Annotated in this window: 18 protein-coding genes; 4 read left to right on the forward strand and 14 right to left on the reverse strand. The window is 44.5% G+C overall.

Features of this window, described 5'->3' with window-relative positions; all coding sequences use genetic code 11:
- Positions 1-75 precede the first annotated feature (75 nt).
- On the reverse strand, positions 76-1,056 hold the full coding sequence (serB, locus tag L8S15_RS04765) for a phosphoserine phosphatase (protein ID WP_280572048.1): 981 nt from the start codon (positions 1,054-1,056) through the stop codon (positions 76-78).
- 108 nt (positions 1,057-1,164) lie between these two features.
- Here serB and L8S15_RS04770 point away from each other — a divergent pair, with 108 nt between their 5' ends.
- On the forward strand, positions 1,165-1,776 hold the full coding sequence (locus L8S15_RS04770; protein ID WP_010436208.1) for a YtjB family periplasmic protein: 612 nt from the start codon (positions 1,165-1,167) through the stop codon (positions 1,774-1,776).
- Between the two features lie 127 nt (positions 1,777-1,903).
- Here the strand turns inward: L8S15_RS04770 and deoD are convergent, their stop codons facing one another.
- From deoD to L8S15_RS04830, 12 genes are all read right to left on the reverse strand, one after another.
- Positions 1,904-2,623, reverse strand: coding sequence for a purine-nucleoside phosphorylase (gene deoD / locus L8S15_RS04775; protein ID WP_010436206.1), 720 nt, complete (start codon positions 2,621-2,623; stop codon positions 1,904-1,906).
- Between the two features lie 63 nt (positions 2,624-2,686).
- Positions 2,687-3,907 carry a phosphopentomutase gene (locus tag L8S15_RS04780; RefSeq protein ID WP_280572049.1) on the reverse strand — a complete coding sequence of 407 codons (1,221 nt, stop codon included), beginning with the start codon at positions 3,905-3,907 and terminating at the stop codon, positions 2,687-2,689.
- A 76-nt stretch (positions 3,908-3,983) separates the two neighbouring features.
- A complete protein-coding gene (gene deoA / locus L8S15_RS04785; RefSeq protein WP_016789356.1) occupies positions 3,984-5,312 on the reverse strand; it encodes a thymidine phosphorylase in 1,329 nt (442 codons plus the stop codon).
- Between the two features lie 110 nt (positions 5,313-5,422).
- A complete protein-coding gene (gene deoC, locus L8S15_RS04790) occupies positions 5,423-6,199 on the reverse strand; it encodes a deoxyribose-phosphate aldolase (protein ID WP_010436196.1) in 777 nt (258 codons plus the stop codon).
- 520 nt (positions 6,200-6,719) lie between these two features.
- Positions 6,720-7,982: a NupC/NupG family nucleoside CNT transporter gene (locus tag L8S15_RS04795; RefSeq protein WP_010436193.1), complete on the reverse strand. Its 1,263-nt coding sequence runs from the start codon at positions 7,980-7,982 to the stop codon at positions 6,720-6,722.
- Between the two features lie 204 nt (positions 7,983-8,186).
- Positions 8,187-9,017 carry a TatD family hydrolase gene (locus L8S15_RS04800; protein WP_010436191.1) on the reverse strand — a complete coding sequence of 277 codons (831 nt, stop codon included), beginning with the start codon at positions 9,015-9,017 and terminating at the stop codon, positions 8,187-8,189.
- Positions 8,998-9,153 carry a DUF5363 domain-containing protein gene (locus tag L8S15_RS04805; protein ID WP_228006017.1) on the reverse strand — a complete coding sequence of 52 codons (156 nt, stop codon included), beginning with the start codon at positions 9,151-9,153 and terminating at the stop codon, positions 8,998-9,000. Before L8S15_RS04805 ends, L8S15_RS04800 begins: the two co-directional genes overlap by 20 nt.
- Before the next feature lie 104 nt (positions 9,154-9,257).
- Positions 9,258-10,838, reverse strand: a complete 1,581-nt coding sequence (prfC, locus tag L8S15_RS04810) for a peptide chain release factor 3 (protein WP_010436189.1) — start codon at positions 10,836-10,838, stop codon at positions 9,258-9,260.
- A 172-nt stretch (positions 10,839-11,010) separates the two neighbouring features.
- Positions 11,011-11,466, reverse strand: a complete 456-nt coding sequence (rimI, locus tag L8S15_RS04815; RefSeq protein WP_010436187.1) for a ribosomal protein S18-alanine N-acetyltransferase — start codon at positions 11,464-11,466, stop codon at positions 11,011-11,013.
- Positions 11,459-11,857, reverse strand: a complete 399-nt coding sequence (locus L8S15_RS04820; protein ID WP_010436184.1) for a DNA polymerase III subunit psi — start codon at positions 11,855-11,857, stop codon at positions 11,459-11,461. The genes rimI and L8S15_RS04820 overlap by 8 nt, the downstream gene beginning before the upstream one ends.
- 159 nt (positions 11,858-12,016) lie before the next feature.
- On the reverse strand, positions 12,017-12,520 hold the full coding sequence (locus tag L8S15_RS04825) for an N-acetyltransferase (RefSeq protein WP_010436181.1): 504 nt from the start codon (positions 12,518-12,520) through the stop codon (positions 12,017-12,019).
- Positions 12,504-13,031 carry an SCP2 domain-containing protein gene (locus L8S15_RS04830; RefSeq protein WP_022570642.1) on the reverse strand — a complete coding sequence of 176 codons (528 nt, stop codon included), beginning with the start codon at positions 13,029-13,031 and terminating at the stop codon, positions 12,504-12,506. The genes L8S15_RS04825 and L8S15_RS04830 overlap by 17 nt, the downstream gene beginning before the upstream one ends.
- Before the next feature lie 258 nt (positions 13,032-13,289).
- Here L8S15_RS04830 and L8S15_RS04835 point away from each other — a divergent pair, with 258 nt between their 5' ends.
- The 3 genes from L8S15_RS04835 (at position 13,290) to L8S15_RS04845 (ending at position 17,417) form a co-directional block, all read left to right on the forward strand.
- The gene (locus L8S15_RS04835; protein WP_010436176.1) at positions 13,290-15,329 is read left to right on the forward strand and encodes a bifunctional diguanylate cyclase/phosphodiesterase; all 2,040 of its coding nucleotides are present in this window, start codon (positions 13,290-13,292) and stop codon (positions 15,327-15,329) included.
- 177 nt (positions 15,330-15,506) lie between these two features.
- A complete protein-coding gene (locus tag L8S15_RS04840; RefSeq protein ID WP_016767827.1) occupies positions 15,507-16,520 on the forward strand; it encodes a peptidase U32 family protein in 1,014 nt (337 codons plus the stop codon).
- Between the two features lie 18 nt (positions 16,521-16,538).
- Positions 16,539-17,417 carry a U32 family peptidase gene (locus L8S15_RS04845; RefSeq protein ID WP_016767826.1) on the forward strand — a complete coding sequence of 293 codons (879 nt, stop codon included), beginning with the start codon at positions 16,539-16,541 and terminating at the stop codon, positions 17,415-17,417.
- A gap of 86 nt (positions 17,418-17,503) precedes the next feature.
- On the opposite strand, the gene L8S15_RS04850 is transcribed toward L8S15_RS04845, so the two are convergent.
- Positions 17,504-18,841: an MATE family efflux transporter gene (locus L8S15_RS04850; RefSeq protein WP_010436152.1), complete on the reverse strand. Its 1,338-nt coding sequence runs from the start codon at positions 18,839-18,841 to the stop codon at positions 17,504-17,506.
- Positions 18,842-18,856: the final 15 nt, after the last annotated feature.

Consider the following 18,856-nt stretch of genomic DNA (forward strand, 5'->3'; position numbering starts at 1 on the left):
AAAGCAGGCGGAAAGCCTGCTTTTTTTGTATCTACTCTGCTATTGCCAAAAACGACCAATAGCGCTGAGAAAGCCCTAAGGTTTGGCTTGCCAGCTAATCTTTTGCTGCTTAGCTAATACACCCGACAAGATACAAAGCACACCACCTAAACCTGCGTAACGCACTGCGGTTTGAGCTTGCTGCTCTACCTTGGGTTTTGCATGGTAAGCTATCCCTAAGCCCGCAGAGCCCATCATCACCAAGTCGTTAGCACCATCACCCACAGCAACCGTGTTATGCAGTTCAAGTTCATACTCTTCCGCTAGCTCAACTAAGATATCCGCTTTAGTCTGCGCCGAAACAACATCACCTAAAACTTCACCCGTCAATTTACCATTAACGATTTCGAGGGTGTTTGACTGAGCGTGGTGAAGATCAAGTGTATCTTTTAGGTAATCTGAGAAGTAAGTAAAGCCACCGGATGCGATAGCAGTTTTCCAGCCAAGTTTATTGAGCGTATTAACAAGTTCAACAAGGTCTGGCATGAATGGCAGAGATTGACGCACTTGCTCAAGAATCGCTTCATCAGCACCTTTAAGTGCTCCAACCCTCTGGCGAAGGCTCTGTTCAAAATCGAGCTCACCTTGCATTGCGCGCTCTGTAATTTCAGAGACTAACTCCCCCACTCCAGCTAACTTAGCGATCTCATCAATACATTCAATTTGAATCGCTGTGGAGTCCATATCCATCACAATCAAACCTGGCTTAGATAAGTCTGGGACCTCGCTAAGGCAAGCATAATCAAGCTTTAGAGCCTGTAGGATTTCTTCATGTAGCGGCGTTAAATTTCCAGACATCAATGCCACTTCGTATTTACCCACTTTCCAAGTATCTAGAATAGTGTTGTAAGTGCCAGTAAAGAAATCGATGTCATCGAAAGATAGTGGTGATAAGTACTCGCCAAATACGATCCAATTGGCTTTAGCTTTAGCGAGTTGAGAAGCGAAACGAGTCTCGGGAAGTCGAGTTAATAATGTCGTATGCCTTTTAATCGGCAGATATTTCTGAGCGTCCATGTGTATGATTCCTAATTAACTATGCTAAACGTTAACCTATTGCAATTTGAAAACGCAAGTCTCAATATGTCTTAATCATAACATTTGTTATTTCAGGCTTCGTTAAACATGAATGAATCATTGTTCTCAATACGTAACGCTTTACGAATGTTAGCCCTCATTTTGTTGGCTACCATGTTCGTCGTGACGATTAAAAATACGGTCGTGATCAGTAAAGGCAACGAGAAAATCCAAGCAAAACAACTAGAGACACTAACCAAGGTTCTTATCTCTCAGGCATCACTTTCTGCTAGTAAGATGATCACGCAACAAGACCAAGAACGACTGCTTGAACTCACTAATCAGCTGTCTCAAGATCGACTGGTATTCGATACCACCATCTACGATGCAGAGGGTATTCGACTGGCATCGAGCGAAAAAGCACTCTCGGTACGCGAAGTTCTTGGCTTAGACACGCCACTTTCAACAGCAAGTATCGGCAGGCAGCAGTTAGTCGAACCTATCTACTCACCAGAAAAAACGATCATCGGTTTTATTCGTGTGACGTTTGAAACGGGGAAAATGACGGCGATTTCTGATCACCACTATCGAAAAAGCGATCGTTATATGATCGGTATGGTCTTAATGGGCTTCGTCAGTGGTGTGCTGTTCATTATGCTGATTCGCAGAAGACAAACGAAATCTGGCGAGAACTTACTGCTTAAGAATGTAAGCTCTTAACGGCTTAAAGGGATCCAATAAAAAGCCCCGACGCTCAGGCAGCGACGGGGCTTTTTGTTATCTAGTGTCTAAACAAATCATTGAGAATAACGACTAATGCTACATTGGCCCTTAAGCCACCAAAGATTTACTCTTGGTCACCAAGAAGCACAGAATCCAGTGCAATTATCATCATGTCGTTGAAAGTTGTTTGACGTTCGTCTGATGTCGTTTGCTCACCCGTTTTGATGTGATCAGAAACAGTACAAATAGTCAGAGCTTTTGCGCCGTATTCAGCACATACGCCATAGATACCCGCCGCTTCCATCTCTACGCCGACGATGCCGTACTTGTCCATAACTTCGAACATTTCAGGGTCTGGCGTATAGAACAGCTCAGCCGAGAATAGGTTGCCCACTTTTACGTCGACACCGCGAGCTTTGGCTGCATCTTCTGCCGCGCGCACCATTTTGTAATCTGCGATAGCCGCGAAGTCATGACCTTTAAAGCGAATACGGTTCACTTTTGAGTCGGTACACGCGCCCATGCCAATCACCACATCACGCACTTTGATATCTTCACTCACTGCACCACAACTGCCGACACGAATGATCTTTTTCACACCAAAGTCTTTGATCAGCTCAGTCGCGTAAATAGAACAAGATGGAATGCCCATACCGTGCCCCATGACTGACACCTTACGACCTTTGTAAGTACCGGTGTAACCAAACATATTACGAACATCACACACCTGAACCACTTCTTCTAAGAAGGTTTCAGCAATGTATTTAGCGCGTAGCGGATCGCCTGGCATTAGAACTACGTCAGCGAAATCACCCATTTCAGCATTAATATGTGGAGTAGCCATTGAAAATATCCTTAATCTCAAAACAAAAAAGAAGAGAGAGGTTTCCCTCTCTCTAGCTAACTATTATAAAAAGCTTGTACCGTATCCCATTGGCGATGTGCCAAAGTATGACGCTAAGCTTTGACCGATATCAGCGAAAGTATCACGACGGCCTAGAGAGCCTGCTGGAACCTTGTTACCGTAAACGATCACTGGGATATGTTCACGAGTATGGTCTGAACCCGGCCACGTTGGGTCACAACCGTGGTCTGCCGTTAGGATAAGTACGTCATCTTCTTTCATCATATCGATGATTTCATTGATGCGACCATCGAAGTACTCAAGTGCCGCTGCGTAACCTGCAACATCACGACGGTGGCCGTATGCTGAGTCGAAATCAACGAAGTTAGTGAACACGATAGTGTTGTCGCCCGCTTCAGTGATCGCTTCTTTGGTTGCTTCAAATAGCGCTGGAATACCTGTTGCCTTAGTTTTCTGAGTGATACCACAACCTGCGTAGATATCAGAGATCTTACCGATTGAGTGAACGTTGCCGCCCTTCTCATCAACAAGTTTCTGAAGGATAGTTGCCGCTGGCGGCTCCACAGAAAGATCGCGACGGTTACCAGTACGTTCAAATTGACCTTTACCCGGACCAATAAACGGACGAGCGATAACACGACCAATGTTGTAGTCAGCTAGCTCTTCACGAGCGATCTGACAAAGGTCTAATAGGTTTTGTAGGCCGAATGTCTCTTCATGACAAGCGATCTGGAAGACAGAGTCTGCAGAAGTGTAGAAGATTGGCAAGCCAGTCTTCATGTGCTCTTCACCTAGGTTATCTAGGATTTCCGTACCCGATGAGTGGCAGTTTCCTAAGAATCCAGACAAACCAGCACGCTCAAGAATTCGGTCAGTCAGTTCCTTTGGAAAGCTGTTCTCTTTGTCGGTGAAGTAGCCCCAGTCAAACAATACCGGTACACCTGCGATTTCCCAGTGACCTGATGGCGTATCTTTACCAGAAGACAGCTCAGCAGCGTGACCGTACGCGCCAATGATCTCTGCGTCTGCATCCATACCAGGAGCAAAGCGACCTGTAGACTCTTTGTGAGCTATCGCTAAACCTAGCTTAGACAGGTTTGGCAGCGTTAGTGGACCTTTACGATCCGCGTTGTCTGCAAGGCCTTGATCACAATGGTCAGCAATGTGACCCATTGTATCCGAACCTACATCGCCAAATGTATCTGCATCCGCTGTTTCACCGATACCGAATGAATCTAAAACTAAAATAAATGCTCTTTTCATTTTCTTCACCAACTTATTGCTCTTTGCACCAGAACTCTGTTTATCGGTATACGCGATGTATACCGATACCTGTTATTTACACGTCTTCAGAACGAATCTGACGGTAAACGTCTGGCGTTGCTGTATATTCTCCGCCCACAGTGATTGCATGTTGTAATGCCGTCGCAGCTTCTTGCCACTGTTGTTCATTGCGAGCATGAATCATTGCTAATGGTTTATCGTCGCTTGCTACTTCGCCAAGGCGAATGAAGCTATCAAAACCGACTGCGTAATCAATGCTGTCTGTTGCTACGCGGCGACCACCGCCCATACCAACGACAGCCATACCAATTGCACGCGTATCCATCGCTGATACTACACCGCTTTCGAGTGCGTACACTGGTTTAACAATTTCTGCTTTTTCTAGGTAGTTATCGTAGTTCGTTACGAAATCTGCAGGACCACCAAGGCCCGCTACCATCTTACCGAAGCATTCTGCTGCTTTACCGTTATCCAGTACTGCCATCAGTTTTTCACGCGCTTCATCGGAATCTTTAGCTAGATTACCCAGCACCAACATTTCCGCACACGACGCTAGTGTGATTTCCAACAAACGTGGATTACGGTATTCGCCAGTTAGGAATTGAACCGCTTCACGTACTTCGACTGCGTTACCCGCTGAAGAAGCCAGAACTTGGTTCATATCCGTTAGGATTGCTGTTGTTTTAGTGCCAGCACCGTTTGCTACTGCAACGATAGATTTCGCTAGTTCTTCAGAGGCTTCATACGTAGGCATAAATGCGCCTGAACCTACTTTTACGTCCATCACTAAAGAATCAAGGCCGGCTGCCAGTTTCTTCGAGAGGATTGAAGCTGTGATTAGCGAGATGTTATCTACTGTTGCCGTGATATCACGAGTCGCATAAACGCGCTTATCAGCCGGTGCTAGGTCGCCCGTTTGGCCGATGATCGCCACACCAGCATCTTTGGTTACTGCACCAAATACATCGTTGGTTGGCGTAATATTATAACCAGGGATAGATTCTAATTTATCTAGTGTACCGCCAGTGTGGCCTAAACCACGACCAGAGATCATAGGAACGAAACCGCCACATGCTGCCACCATAGGGCCAAGCATCAGGGAAGTTACGTCACCAACACCACCAGTAGAGTGTTTATCAACGATTGGGCCATCAAAGTTCATGTGACTCCAATCAATCACCATGCCTGAATCACGCATTGCACATGTTAGTGCGATGCGTTCTGGCATCGTCATTTCATTAAAAAAGATAGCCATTGCGAATGCAGCAATCTGGCCTTCAGAAACCGTGTTTTTAGCGACACCTTGGATGAAGAAGTTAATTTCTTCTGTGGTTAGTACTTCGTTATCACGTTTTCTGCGAATAATTTCTTGAGGTAGATACATTAGTGCCTCCCAAACTCTAGTGAGTATGGTGTGTAGGGAAAGAGGTAATATGGAGTGACTTAACGCCACTCCATCAAACAGACTAAATCTTGTTACACCCGATTGGGATATTAGTATGCTGCTGGATCAGCAGTTTGGTCTGTCACTTCTAATGTATTAAGAAGGTTAGTTAGTAGGCTTGAAGCACCAAAACGGTAGTGCATGTTGTCTGCCCACTCAGCGCCTAGTAGCTCATCAGCCATTGCTAGGTATAGTGCTGCATCTTCAGCAGTACGAACGCCACCAGCAGGTTTGAAACCCACTGTTTTAGCAACGCCCATGTCACGAATAACTTCAAGCATCATGCGCGCGTACTCTGGAGTCGCGTTTACTGGCACTTTACCTGTTGAAGTTTTGATGAAGTCTGCACCAGCTTCGATACAGATTTGAGAAGCTTTCTTGATCAGTGCTTCTTCTTTCAGTTCACCTGTTTCGATGATCACTTTAAGCGTGATGTCACCACAAGCAGCTTTACATTGCTTAACTAGCTCAAAGCCAACTTCTTCGTTGCCAGCAATAAGAGCACGGTATGGGAATACTACGTCAACTTCATCTGCGCCGTACGCTACTGCTGCTTTTGTTTCTGCAACAGCAATTTCGATGTCGTCATTACCATGAGGGAAGTTAGTTACAGTCGCAATGCGTACTTCTGGAGTACCTTGCTCACGCAACGCTTTCTTAGCTGCTGGGATAAAGCGAGGGTAAATACAGATTGCAGCTGTGTTGCCTACTGCAGTCTTCGCGTCATGACAAAGCGCCACTACTTTCTCAGTAGTATCGTCGTCATTTAGCGTAGTTAGGTCCATAAGTTTAAGTGCACGTAGAGCTGCTGCTTTTAAATCGCTCATTTCTATCTCCGATCAATATATTCAAATAGTTAACTACTTCGCCCTCCATCCAGTATAGATGGATATTTTAGTAATGCTCAGTAGCCACAAATGAACGGACTTGGTTCCCTGAAGACTTGATAACTTTCGCTACCAATTGCAATCCTTGTCACCGCACAGTACCAGTTTGGTCTATGGCACAACAAATCAGTCATGTTGTGTCTAACATCTATAGCGTATCGCTAAGTTTGGCTTTATCCCAGAAAAATAACGTCGAGTTGATTTCGAGGTTACGTTCTTGCCAACAGAGACATCCTATCCCTTTAGCTTATACATTATAGGTATCCATCAATAAATTGTAGTGCTCCTTAGAACGCAAACGGTTTGTATCTCAAAAAAACATTCTAGACCCAATATCGAATTCAAACACATGTTCATCTTCATGCTTAAAAATGCAGGGCCTAAAAACAAAAAAGCCCCGCAGCAATTTCTTGCTACGGGGCGATATTATTATGGCGTCTATATATCGATTTCTAACGAATTAGAAAGACAGGAAGAAGCCAGCAATTGTTGCTGCCATCAGGTTAGATAGAGTACCAGCAATAACCGCTTTAACACCCATACGAGCGATGTCGTGGCGACGGCTTGGTGCAATACCACCTAGACCACCTAGAAGAATCGCAATTGAAGAAAGGTTTGCGAAACCACATAGAGCGAATGAGATAATTGCTTGAGTCTTAACAGACATCACTTGACCAGTCGCTTCAACGATTTGAGCGTTGTCACCGATGTATGGTACGAAGTTTAAGTATGCAACGAATTCATTAACAACTGTCTTCTGACCAATGAAAGAACCAGCGATAGTCGCTTCTTCCCATGGTACACCAATGATGAATGCTAGTGGTGCGAATATCCAACCTAGAAGAAGTTCTAGAGTTAGGTTTTCCATACCAAACCAACCACCGATGCCACCTAGGATACCGTTGATTAGAGCAATTAGACCGATGAATGCTAGTAGCATTGCACCAACGTTAAGAGCTAGTTGTAGACCAACTGATGCGCCACCAGCTGCTGCGTCGATAACGTTAGCTGGTTTGTCATCGCCACCGTCCATTTCGTCAGCGATGTTATCGTCTGGCGTATCTGTCTCAGGTTTGATGATTTTAGCGAATAGTAGGCCACCAGGTGCTGCCATGAATGACGCGGCAACTAGGTACTCTAGAGGAACGCCCATAGATGCGTAACCTGCTAGTACACCACCAGCTACAGAAGCCAAACCACCACACATTACTGCGAATAGTTCAGAGTTAGTCATTTTAGGAACAAATGGACGAACAACTAGAGGCGCTTCCGTTTGACCAACGAAGATGTTTGCAGCTGCAGACATAGACTCGGCGCGAGAAGTACCTAGAGCTTTCTGAAGACCACCACCTAGAACTTTGATTACAACCTGCATTACACCAATGTAGTAAAGTACAGAGATAAGTGCAGAGAAGAAAATCAGAGTTGGTAGTACTTGGAAAGCAAAGATGAAACCGATACCGTCAACTGAGAAGTTAACTAGGCTGCCGAATAGGAAACCAGTACCGTCTTTACCGTAGTCGATCACGTTTGCTACACCAGCAGAGAAACCTGCAAGTAGATCACGACCCCAAGGGATGTAAAGTACGAATGCACCAAGTGCGAATTGGATAGCGAAAGCGCCACCCACTGTTCTTAGATTAATAGCTTTGCGGTTGTCAGATAGTAGTACTGCGATTGCAATCAGTACGACCATACCGACTAGGCTCATAAACAGGCTCATAGTTTATGACTTCCTTATTAGTTATTTATTGGCGTGTTACAAAATGGGGCTATAAAGCGGAGGCAATTATACTCATGCGACCACTAATAAAGTAATGCCGTCCTCACACTTTCGTACAAGATTCATGTACCATTCATACACAAATGTGAACCAAATCACACGCCCAGTGCAATTTACGCAAACGATAAACAAAAACCTTCGATTTTATTCACATATACCGAATGCACGATGGCTATTCTGCCAAATCTGCGTTGCAACCGATTGCTTTGTCTCTTTTCTAATCAAAAAAAGTTCATTCAATATCGTAACTAAATATTTGGAATGATTAATATTTCCCTGGTTTCCATACGTTGGCATGTCCGGAGCATCGGTTTCCAATACCAAGTATTCTAGGGGCAGTTTAGCGATGGTTGTGCGCGTTTTTTGCGCTCTTGGGTAAGTTATCGTTCCACCGACGCCAATATAGAAACCAAGCTTGATCCACGCCAAAGCCTGCTGTTCACTCCCGGAAAAGCCGTGAATAACACCACCTAAGGTGAATTTGTACTGCTTTATTAGCTCAATAAGGCGGTTGTAAGACTTCCTCTCATGAATGATCAAAGGCAACTCAAATACCTTCGCTAGTTCCATTTGTTGGATGAAAAATCGCTCTTGTTTCTCCCTCTCAACGTCCACAAAAAAGTCGAGTCCACACTCCCCAATAGCAACACATTGGCTCGGTTTTGAGGAGAGTAATTGACGAAGTTCTGAAAACTGAACCTCAACAGCTTGCTCTAAAAAGTAAGGATGAAATCCTAAAGCGTAATAAATATTGGGGTTAGATTTAGCGATTTTATCGAGTTTCGACCAGTTACTTTGGCCAATAGAAGGAATAAGAATCTTCTCAACTTGTGCCTGTTTTGCTTCTTTAAGGTAGCTATCAATGCTTTGCTCGGGTGCAGATCCCTGATCAATTCCAATATTTTGGCAAAAGACGTCAAAATCCGCATGGCAATGAGTATCAAACAGCGGAGATTCACTTAATGGAGGAGTCATCTTCCCTACTCTCTGTCTGTTTTTCTTGGGGATCACGGCGATAAGCCACACAGCTACGCTTATTTTCAGGTGTTAAGCCAAGATCTTTACACCACATGTCGTATCTTCTAATCCAAACTTTTACCCAACCAAACATATTCACCCTCAAACCTCAGCCTTTAACAAAAATAAAACGCATTAAAAAACGCCTACTGCAGAACAATAGACGTTTTTGATTAGCTCGAATAGATCGCGAAGAAATTAGTGCTCGCGCGTTGCTCGGAATTGAACGTCAGGGAAACGTTCAGAAGCTAGGTTCAAGTTCACCATAGTCGGTGCAATGTAAGACAGGTTGTCACCGCCATCTAACGCGAGGTTAGATTGGTTCTTACGTTTGAATTCTTCTAGTTTCTTAGCGTCATCACACTCAACCCAGCGAGCTGTTGCAACGTTAACGCCTTCGTAGATAGCTTCTACGTTATATTCCGCTTTCAAGCGCGCTACAACCACGTCGAACTGAAGTACACCAACCGCACCAACGATCAAATCATTGTTTTGCATAGGACGGAATACTTGTACTGCGCCCTCTTCTGAAAGCTGAACCAGGCCTTTGAGAAGTTGCTTCTGCTTCAGAGGATCACGTAGACGAATACGACGGAACAACTCAGGCGCGAAGTTTGGAATACCTGCAAACTTCAAGCTTTCGCCTTGAGTAAAGGTATCGCCAATCTGGATTGTGCCATGGTTATGCAGACCAATAATGTCACCAGCGTATGCTTTTTCAGCACGCGCACGGTCGCCCGCCATGAAGGTTACCGCATCCGAAATACTTACGTTCTTACCAGTACGAACATGGTTCATCTTCATGCCTTGGTCGTAAGTACCTGATACGATACGCATGAATGCGATACGGTCACGGTGTTTTGGATCCATGTTTGCTTGGATCTTAAACACGAAACCAGAGAATTTCTCTTCTGTCGCTTCTACATCACGCTCATTCGCTTGGCGCGTTTGAGGTGCAGGAGCCCACTTCGTTAGACCATCAAGCATGTGGTCCACACCAAAGTTACCCAATGCAGTACCGAAGTAAACAGGTGTTAGCTCACCAGCAAGGAACAGTTCATGATCAAACTCCGGACAAGCACCAATAACAAGCTCTAGTTCTTCACGTACGCTTTCCGCAAGATCAGCACCTACCGCTTCATCTAGCTCAGGGTTGTCCAAACCTTTAATGATGCGAACTTCTTGAATCTCATGACCGTGGCCAGATTCGTACAAGATCGTTTCGTCACGGTGAATATGGTAAACACCTTTAAACTCTTTACCACAACCGATTGGCCATGAGATTGGAGCACAGGCCATACCTAGCTCGCTTTCCACTTCATCAAGCACTTCCATCGGGTCACGAACATCACGGTCAAGTTTGTTCATAAACGTTACGATTGGAGTATCACGAAGACGTGTTACTTCCATCAGCTTACGAGTACGGTCTTCGACACCTTTAGCAGCATCGATAACCATCAAACAAGAATCAACCGCTGTTAGCGTACGGTACGTATCTTCCGAGAAATCTTCGTGTCCTGGAGTATCGAGTAGGTTTACTAGGCAATCATTGTATGGGAATTGCATTACAGACGTAGTTACCGAGATACCACGTTCTTTTTCCATCTCCATCCAGTCAGATTTAGCGTGCTGGTTAGAGCCACGGCCTTTTACGGTACCCGCTTTTTGAATCGCGTTTCCGAATAAAAGAACTTTTTCAGTAATCGTGGTTTTACCCGCATCCGGGTGAGAGATAATCGCAAACGTTCTACGTTTGCTCACTTCTTGTTGGAAAGACATAGTCGCCCTTTGCTGATCTAAAGCGTAAAAAGGGCAAGTAGATAATACTTGCCCTTGAATTCTGTGTGCGGATTATACAGAAAGCGTATCACTTTCTAAAGGGTCAGTTTACACCCTATTTTTTGGCTAATTTTATGATTAGCTATCTAGTTAGCGAAAAGACGTAACATGACTAGCTAAAAGACATAAAAAGATAGCTCATAATGATGGCATCTTCGTTGCCTTGTTTAGTTGGATAGTAATTACGACGGCGATCAACTTCGTTGAAGCCTGCCTTTTCGTAAAGATTAAACGCGTTCACATTACTTTCGCGAACTTCCAGCCAAGCGCTTTCAGCATCAGCTTGTTCACATATATCAAGGAAATGTTCAGTTAGTGCCTTACCATAACCTTTGCCTTGCTTGCTTGGGTCTACCGCAATATTAAGCAGCGTCACTTCACCAACAATATTTTGAGCGAAGAAATAGCCCACCACTTGTCCATCAACTTCAAGGACATGATGACAAGCGCCTCGGCTCTCAAGATCCCGGATCATAGTTTCAGACCATGGATGGGAGTGTGCGGCCTGTTCTATCTGCCAAATTGCGTCTAGATGTTGTTGTGAAGTCGGTAAAAATTGATTAGTCATAAGCACAGATTTGTTGCCATAAGTCGCGACGATGTTGGTTATTACCATTAATGTCAGACAGTAATGGAGATTGAAGTGTTTTAGCCTTCAGCTCTTGAGTCGACTCGCAACCAGCAAACCACACCCACTCAACCGCCCCGAAATCCACAGAAGATAGGTGCTGAGGCTGAATATGTAATGCTTGAGATAAGTCGAGCTTGATACTTTTGAGTACTCGCTCAAACATCACAGCAAGATCTTCCTGAGGTTTTTCAGGCGAAACCAACAGTAACTTGCAATCGTTCGAGAGCGAAGTTAATTCAGATTCATAGCCCGCCAAACGCTCTGGGTGGCTAAGCTCCCATTGGCTAATGCCCATCTCTTGCAGGTATTGTGCGTGTGTTTGTGACATATCTAGCGGTGTAACCTTAGGTTGATAGTGGGCGACTTATTAGAGCGGAGTTAAAAACGAGCTCATCAGAGTTGGGCTGATACTAACAAAAAATAAAGGAGCATCAAGCTCCTTTATTTAGTCTAAATCAGTTTGCATCATATTACGTGAGAAATGGACTTATAAGTCGTTGAACTCAGGACTGTAAGCAATCTCACCAGCATGTCCTGCAAGCGCACCTTCAACTAACTCGATAGCTTGAAAGGCTCCCTCAGGCACATCCCAAGTGCAGCTCAAACCAAACTCACTCGCCGCCTTAAAACCAAAACGACCGTAGTAAGCAGGATCACCAAGCACAACGCAGGCTGGGTAACCAAAATCAACCAAAGTAGAGAAAGCATCTTCAACTAATGACTTGGCGATACCTTGATTGCGATATTCTTCTTTCACCGCAAGAGGCGCAAGGCCCTGCCAATTATGATCGTGACCATTTAGGGTTATAGGGCTAAACATCAGATGACCAATCACCTCACCCTCGTCTGAACAGGCCACCAACGATAGTGTTAAATGACTATTCTCACGCAGGCTCATAACTAAATTAGCTTCTGCATCTGTTTCAAAAACAGATTTCAATAAACGATCAATGACAAGTATATCTGCCGGTGCTTCAGTTCGAATAAGCATTCATTACCTCACTTTGTGTATCTGGAGATTGTACCCCCTTCTGCACAAAATCAGCTAATTGATTTAACAAAGTTTTCATAGGTGTCGGTAATAAGTCCAAATCGACGCTATCCATCAAGTTTTTGACTTCTAAACCAAGTTCAGTATCACCTTCAATAGATAACCTACGCTGGAAGAAAAGCGTATCTGGGTCTTCTTTACGGCCAGCAATGAGTACAAGATCGTTAAGATTGCCGCTAAAGCTTACATCTTCATCAACATCTTTATCAGCTACAACTAGTTGCTCATTTTTGTAGCTAATACACCAACTTAACCCCATATCTTTTATTGAGACTTTAAGCCACTTGTCTTCTAAGAACTCAAAGTCACCGTCCTCTAAAGCTTCTTTAAAGACATTTTTCAGAGCTTCCAATAAGGCTCTTTTTTGTACTGTTTTAGGCAATAACTGGACTGGAGATCGCAAAATTGATGCGGCATTTTGAACTAGTTGAGTGCGAATCTTGTTTATCACGTGACTTATCCGTAACTTTGTCAATAATATGGAATGCATCATAAATGATGTTGAGATCTCAGTTACTGTTATGTATCAAATTAACTTCTGTTTGATACTCGACCTTTAATATCCTGAAAATCACAGTTATAGTAACTCAGGTAATGAGAATTACAGCGGATCGCTGCACTCACAGGTAAATATCGATAGTCACACAAAAATTAATAAATATTTATCGATAGTGAATATTCAAGCTCTTGGAGAATTGGTAGTACTTTGATGCCTCCCCAGCAACTACAACATTGGTTTACCCAGCTAACTGCAAACAGTCCGTTCTTTTTTGCAGTACTTGATGCCCAACACAACTATTTTATGGTGAATGAGCGTTACTGCGATATTGCTGGTTTAAGTCAAACCGAGCTTGCTGGGATGAATGACCGCCAAACATTGGGTGAGCAATTCTACCAACATCTTAAGCCGTATTATGAGCGAGCATTCAATGGCGAGGCGATTGAGGCTGAAGTCACTCTCAACGAAACTGACCTCGATACCAGCTTGCACTTTAGCCTCTCCCCTCTAATTAACGGCAAAAAAACCGACTACATCGTCTTTCATGCCTTCGATACCTCAGAAAACCAGGTACTTGTTCGTTCTTTAGAAGAATCCGAAGCAAAATTTCACAAGCTATCTCAACTGCTACCTGATGGGTTACTTCTTGTCGAAAATGATTACATCCTGTCGTCAAACCCGGCCGCAGCAAGGTTACTTGGATTTAACTCGACCACTGAATTGATTGGCGAAGAATTAGGTCGCCTATTTATCGATGAACAAACCAAAACAGTCTTCAACAATAGCCTTAGTTCTATTATTTCAGAGTCTGGTTTAGTTTGCTTAACGGGTGCCCGATGTGGTTTTGAACGTAAGGTTCAATTACATATCGACTCAACTTCTGTCCTTGGTAGTAATACCCAACTTGTCCTGATCCAAGACGCACAAGAAACCACAAAACAATTTACACCCGCTAACAGTGAAGATGCTTACATTGATGCACTGACTAAACTCTATAACCGAGTAGGGTTTACCAAGCGCCTTGAGCAGTTCATTCACAATGAAACTCCAGTTGTGATGCTCTATTTGGACATAGATAATTTCAAGAATATCAATGATTCACTTGGCCATCACATCGGTGACAAAGTGATTAAAGAGGTCGCTTCACGATTAAAACGTTTATTGCCTCGCCAAGCAGTTATTGGCCACTTGGGCGGTGATGAATTTGGTGTAATTCTGCCAGAGCCCGAACACCCTCGAACACCTGAAACGCTCTCTGAGAAGATCATTTCCCTGATCAATCAACCCTTCGATCTTCACCATTTTAGTAAACGCTTAGCCTGCTCTATTGGTAGTGTGAGCTTCCCTCAAGATGGTACAGACGCACGTATCTTGCTGCAAAACGCCGACACAGCTATGTACGAAGCCAAAGATCGTGGTCGTAACCGCCTGATTAAGTTCAACGAACAAATGAACAAAGAAGCGCGTATGCGGCTGTGGCTTGAGATTGAACTGCAGAAAGCACTTCAGCAAAATGGACTTGAGGTTTGGTATCAACCAAAGGTCAATGCCCGTGACTTCACCATCAACGGCGCTGAAGCACTAGTACGTTGGAAGCATCCTGTAGAAGGTTATATTAGCCCTGCGGCATTCATCCCTGTAGCGGAACGTGCTGGTCTTATCGAGCAACTTGGTCGCGTGGTTATGCGTGAAGTATTTGCGACGGTTAAGCGCTGGAAAATGCAAGGTATCCTACCTGGCCGCGTAGCGATCAACCTTTCACCAGAGCAATTCGGCAACCCAAAACTGATTGATTACGTTGAAAAACTACTACGCTCTACAGAATTAGATCCTAGTGCCATTACCTTTGAGCTCACAGAAAGTGCCGTAATGAGTGACAGTGATCACACACTGCAAATGCTGAATGCGATTAAGAAACTAGGCTTTGCTCTGTCTATCGATGATTTTGGTACCGGTTATTCTTCTCTGTCTTACTTGGCTCGCTTCCCAATTGATGAGCTTAAGATAGACCGCGCCTTCATTTCTGATATCGATACACTACCAAAGCAAATCACAGTAATCGAAAACATCATCAACCTTGGTAAATCTCTCGATTTAACTGTGGTTGCGGAAGGTGTCGAAACCAGTGAACAAGCGACGCTACTGTCGAACCTCAACTGTAGCTCCATTCAGGGATTTCATTTCTACCGTCCTCAGCCAAAACAAGATGTTGAAGAGCTATTTGCTCAGAATCGCCGTCACAAAAACTAGTTAAGTGATTCGACTTAATTCTCCCTCATAAGCTAAAACACAAAAAGCGGTCACCAGTCAGTACCTCAAACGGAGTAAAAGCAGATTTATCCATCTAAACCTGCCTTACATCAATTCCGTCATTCATAATTCTTCATAAAATGCTCGCCTCAACTTAATTCTACTGGTAGTGAGCAAATGGAACTCTTATGCCCAGCAGGTAACCTACCTGCTTTGAAAACCGCCATTGATTGCGGTGCGGATGCTGTCTATATCGGATTTAAAGACGATACCAATGCCCGACACTTTGCAGGTCTTAATTTTGCGGGTAAGAAGCTCGATCGTGCCGTGCAATACGTGCATGACCGCAACAAGAAAATTCACGTTGCCTTAAATACTTTTGCTCACCCAAATGGCTTCGAACGATGGACTAACGCCGTAGACAACGCCGCAGCACTGGGGGTTGATGCGCTGATCATTGCAGACATCGCGGTGCTCGAATACGCGGCCAATAAATACCCTGACTTAGAACTGCACCTATCAGTTCAAGCCTCTGCAACCAATGCGGCGGCTATCGACTTCTACCACAAGAACTTCAATGTAAAGCGTGTGGTATTGCCTCGCGTATTGTCGATTCATCAGGTCAAACAGCTTTCTCGTAATATCACTTCTGACGTTGACCTTGAAGTATTCGCCTTTGGTAGCTTGTGCATCATGGCAGAAGGCCGTTGTTACCTCTCTTCCTACATGACAGGCGAATCACCCAATACAGTTGGTGCTTGTTCTCCAGCTAAATACGTTCGCTGGCAAGAAACAGAAACCGGCCTAGAGTCTCGCTTGAATGAAATCCTTATCGATAAGTATGAAGCAGGTGAGAACGCAGGTTACCCAACGCTGTGTAAGGGTCGTTTTGAAGCGGATATCGATGGTGAACGTAAGCGCTATCACGCACTTGAAGAGCCGACTAGTCTAAACACGCTATCCATGTTGCCTGAGCTTTTCGCGGCCAATGTTGCCTCAGTGAAGATTGAAGGTCGCCAACGCAGCCCTGCTTATGTTGAACAAGTGACTCGTACTTGGCGCGCTGCTATCGATCGCTACTTAGCGAATCCTGAACAATACCAAGTAGAACAAGCTTGGAACGCGACACTGGCAAATGTATCTGAAGGTACACAAACCACGCTTGGCGCTTATCACCGTAAATGGCAATAGAGCCAAATGGAGAACTCAATGAAATACGCATTAGGCCCTCTACTTTATTTTTGGCCAAAACAAGATGTTGAAAGCTTCTATGAGCAAGCGAAATCAAGCTCTGCCGACATCATCTACCTAGGTGAAGCCGTGTGTTCAAAGCGTCGTGAGATGAAAGCAAAACACTGGATGGATATTGCCAAAGAGCTGTCGGCTTCAGGCAAGCAAGTCGTACTTTCCACCATGGCATTGCTAGAAGCACCAAGCGAAGTCAACATCATGAAGAAGTACATTGATAACGGTGACTTTGCGATCGAAGCCAACGACGTGTCTGCGATTCAATTAGCAAGCGAAAGCAAAGTGCCTTTTGTGGTTGGCCCGGCGGTTAATACCTACAACGCACGCACTCTGAACCTGTTCTTGAAACAAGGTATGACGCGTTGGTGTATGCCTGTTGAGCTTTCTCGCGAATGGCTAAGCAACGTAATGACACAGTGCGAAGATCTTAATATCCGTAATAAGTTCGAAGTAGAAGTATTTAGCCACGGCTACCTACCACTTGCTTACTCAGCGCGTTGCTTTACCGCTCGCGCGGAAAACAAAGCCAAAGACGATTGCGAAACTTGTTGTATCAAATACCCAACAGGGCTACAAGTCGAAAGCCAAGAAGGCCAGTCGGTATTTAACCTTAACGGCATTCAGACACAATCGGGCTACTGCTACAACCTAGTTAACGATCTACCGAACATGCATGACCTAGTCGATGTGGTTCGTTTAAGCCCACTCGGCATCGATACCTTCTCTGAAATTAATAACTTCAGAGCGAACGAGCAAGGTCAAAAACCGATGAAAATTGAAAGCCGCCAATGCAACGGTTACTGGCATCAACTCGCAGGTTTAGACGTTAAGAACATCTAGTTCCTTAAATTAGAATAATCAGTAACAGATACAAAAAAGGTCTAGCATTCGCTAGACCTTTTATCATTCAGTTTAAGAAAAACGATCTACGCCGTCGCGGTTTCCAGCGGCGCAGCATCGAGCTTCTTTACGTCTTTGTAGAGCATGATCATAACAACTACACTTAACGCGATATTGGACAATGGATACGCAATCCAGATCCCCGGCACACCGTACAACTTAGGCATAATATACAAGAAAGGTAATTGGATAAGCATGTTACCTATCGTCACAAACATCGCCTTGCTGCCCTTGTTCACAGCTTGATAGTAAGCACCCGCTACTACTAAGAAGCCATCAAGAGCCAGTGCAAACATGTGTAGTCGAATACCCAACACGGTGTACTCAACTAGCTGAGGTTCATCTGAGTTAAATACTGACACAAACTCACGTGGGAACGCGTTCAAAAGTAGCACGAACGCAACACCGATCAATACTGAACTCATCATCGCAATCTTAAGTAACTTACGAATGTTCGCTTGATTACGCGCACCATGGTTGTAACTCACTAATGGTTGCATGCCGTTTGCGATGCCTTCAGCAGTGAGGTAGTAAACCGTCACGATGTAGCCCAAAATCGCATAAGCACCAATCATCAACTGGTCGCCATACTGGGAGAACAACGCATTGTGCAGCGCCACCATCATCGAACCATAAGCGTACATAAAGAAGCTTGATGTACCAATCGAGAAGATTTGTGGAATCACATCAAGTTTCAGTCTCAATTCATTCCAGCGTAAACGAAGGTTTGCTCGATGCGAGAAAAAGTAAGCTAAGCCAAGTGCAGTCACTACAAACTGGGCAATCGCTGTTGCTAATGCTGCGCCCATCAACTCCCAACCATATAGAGCGATGAACAGGTAATCGAGTACGATATTAATTACTGCGCCAACGATCATCAGTATCGTTGCTAGATTAGGGCTGTCGTCGTTACGCAGTAAAAACGGCATCGCGATCGAACCCAAAGTGAAGACACTAGCACCAATCAGGATGTGTAAATATTGCAGGCCGAGTTCGTACACACGCCCTTCTGCACCCTGCCAAAATAAGAAATTGTCGGCGAACAAAAACAACACTGCAGAAACAATAGGCGTTATCGCTAGCAACAAGGTTAAACCTGTTGCTAAGATCTGCTTAGCGCCTTGAGTATCTTTTTCACCTTGGTGAATCGAGACAAGCGCCCCCGTACCCACGCCTACTAGCATACCAATACCGAGGATCGACCCAATAACAGGCCACGCGACGTTAATACCCGCAAGTCCATCGGCACCTACATAACGACCAATGAAAATGCCATCTACCACTTGGTAAAGGCCATTAACTAACATAGCTGCTACGGTAGGAATTGTGTATCGCCAGAATTGACGACTAATTGAGTTACTCATTTCTTACTCTACTTT

This window comes from Vibrio sp. S/42/10 (assembly GCF_029890535.1).
GTDB classification, from domain to species: Bacteria; Pseudomonadota; Gammaproteobacteria; order Enterobacterales; family Vibrionaceae; genus Vibrio; species Vibrio cyclitrophicus.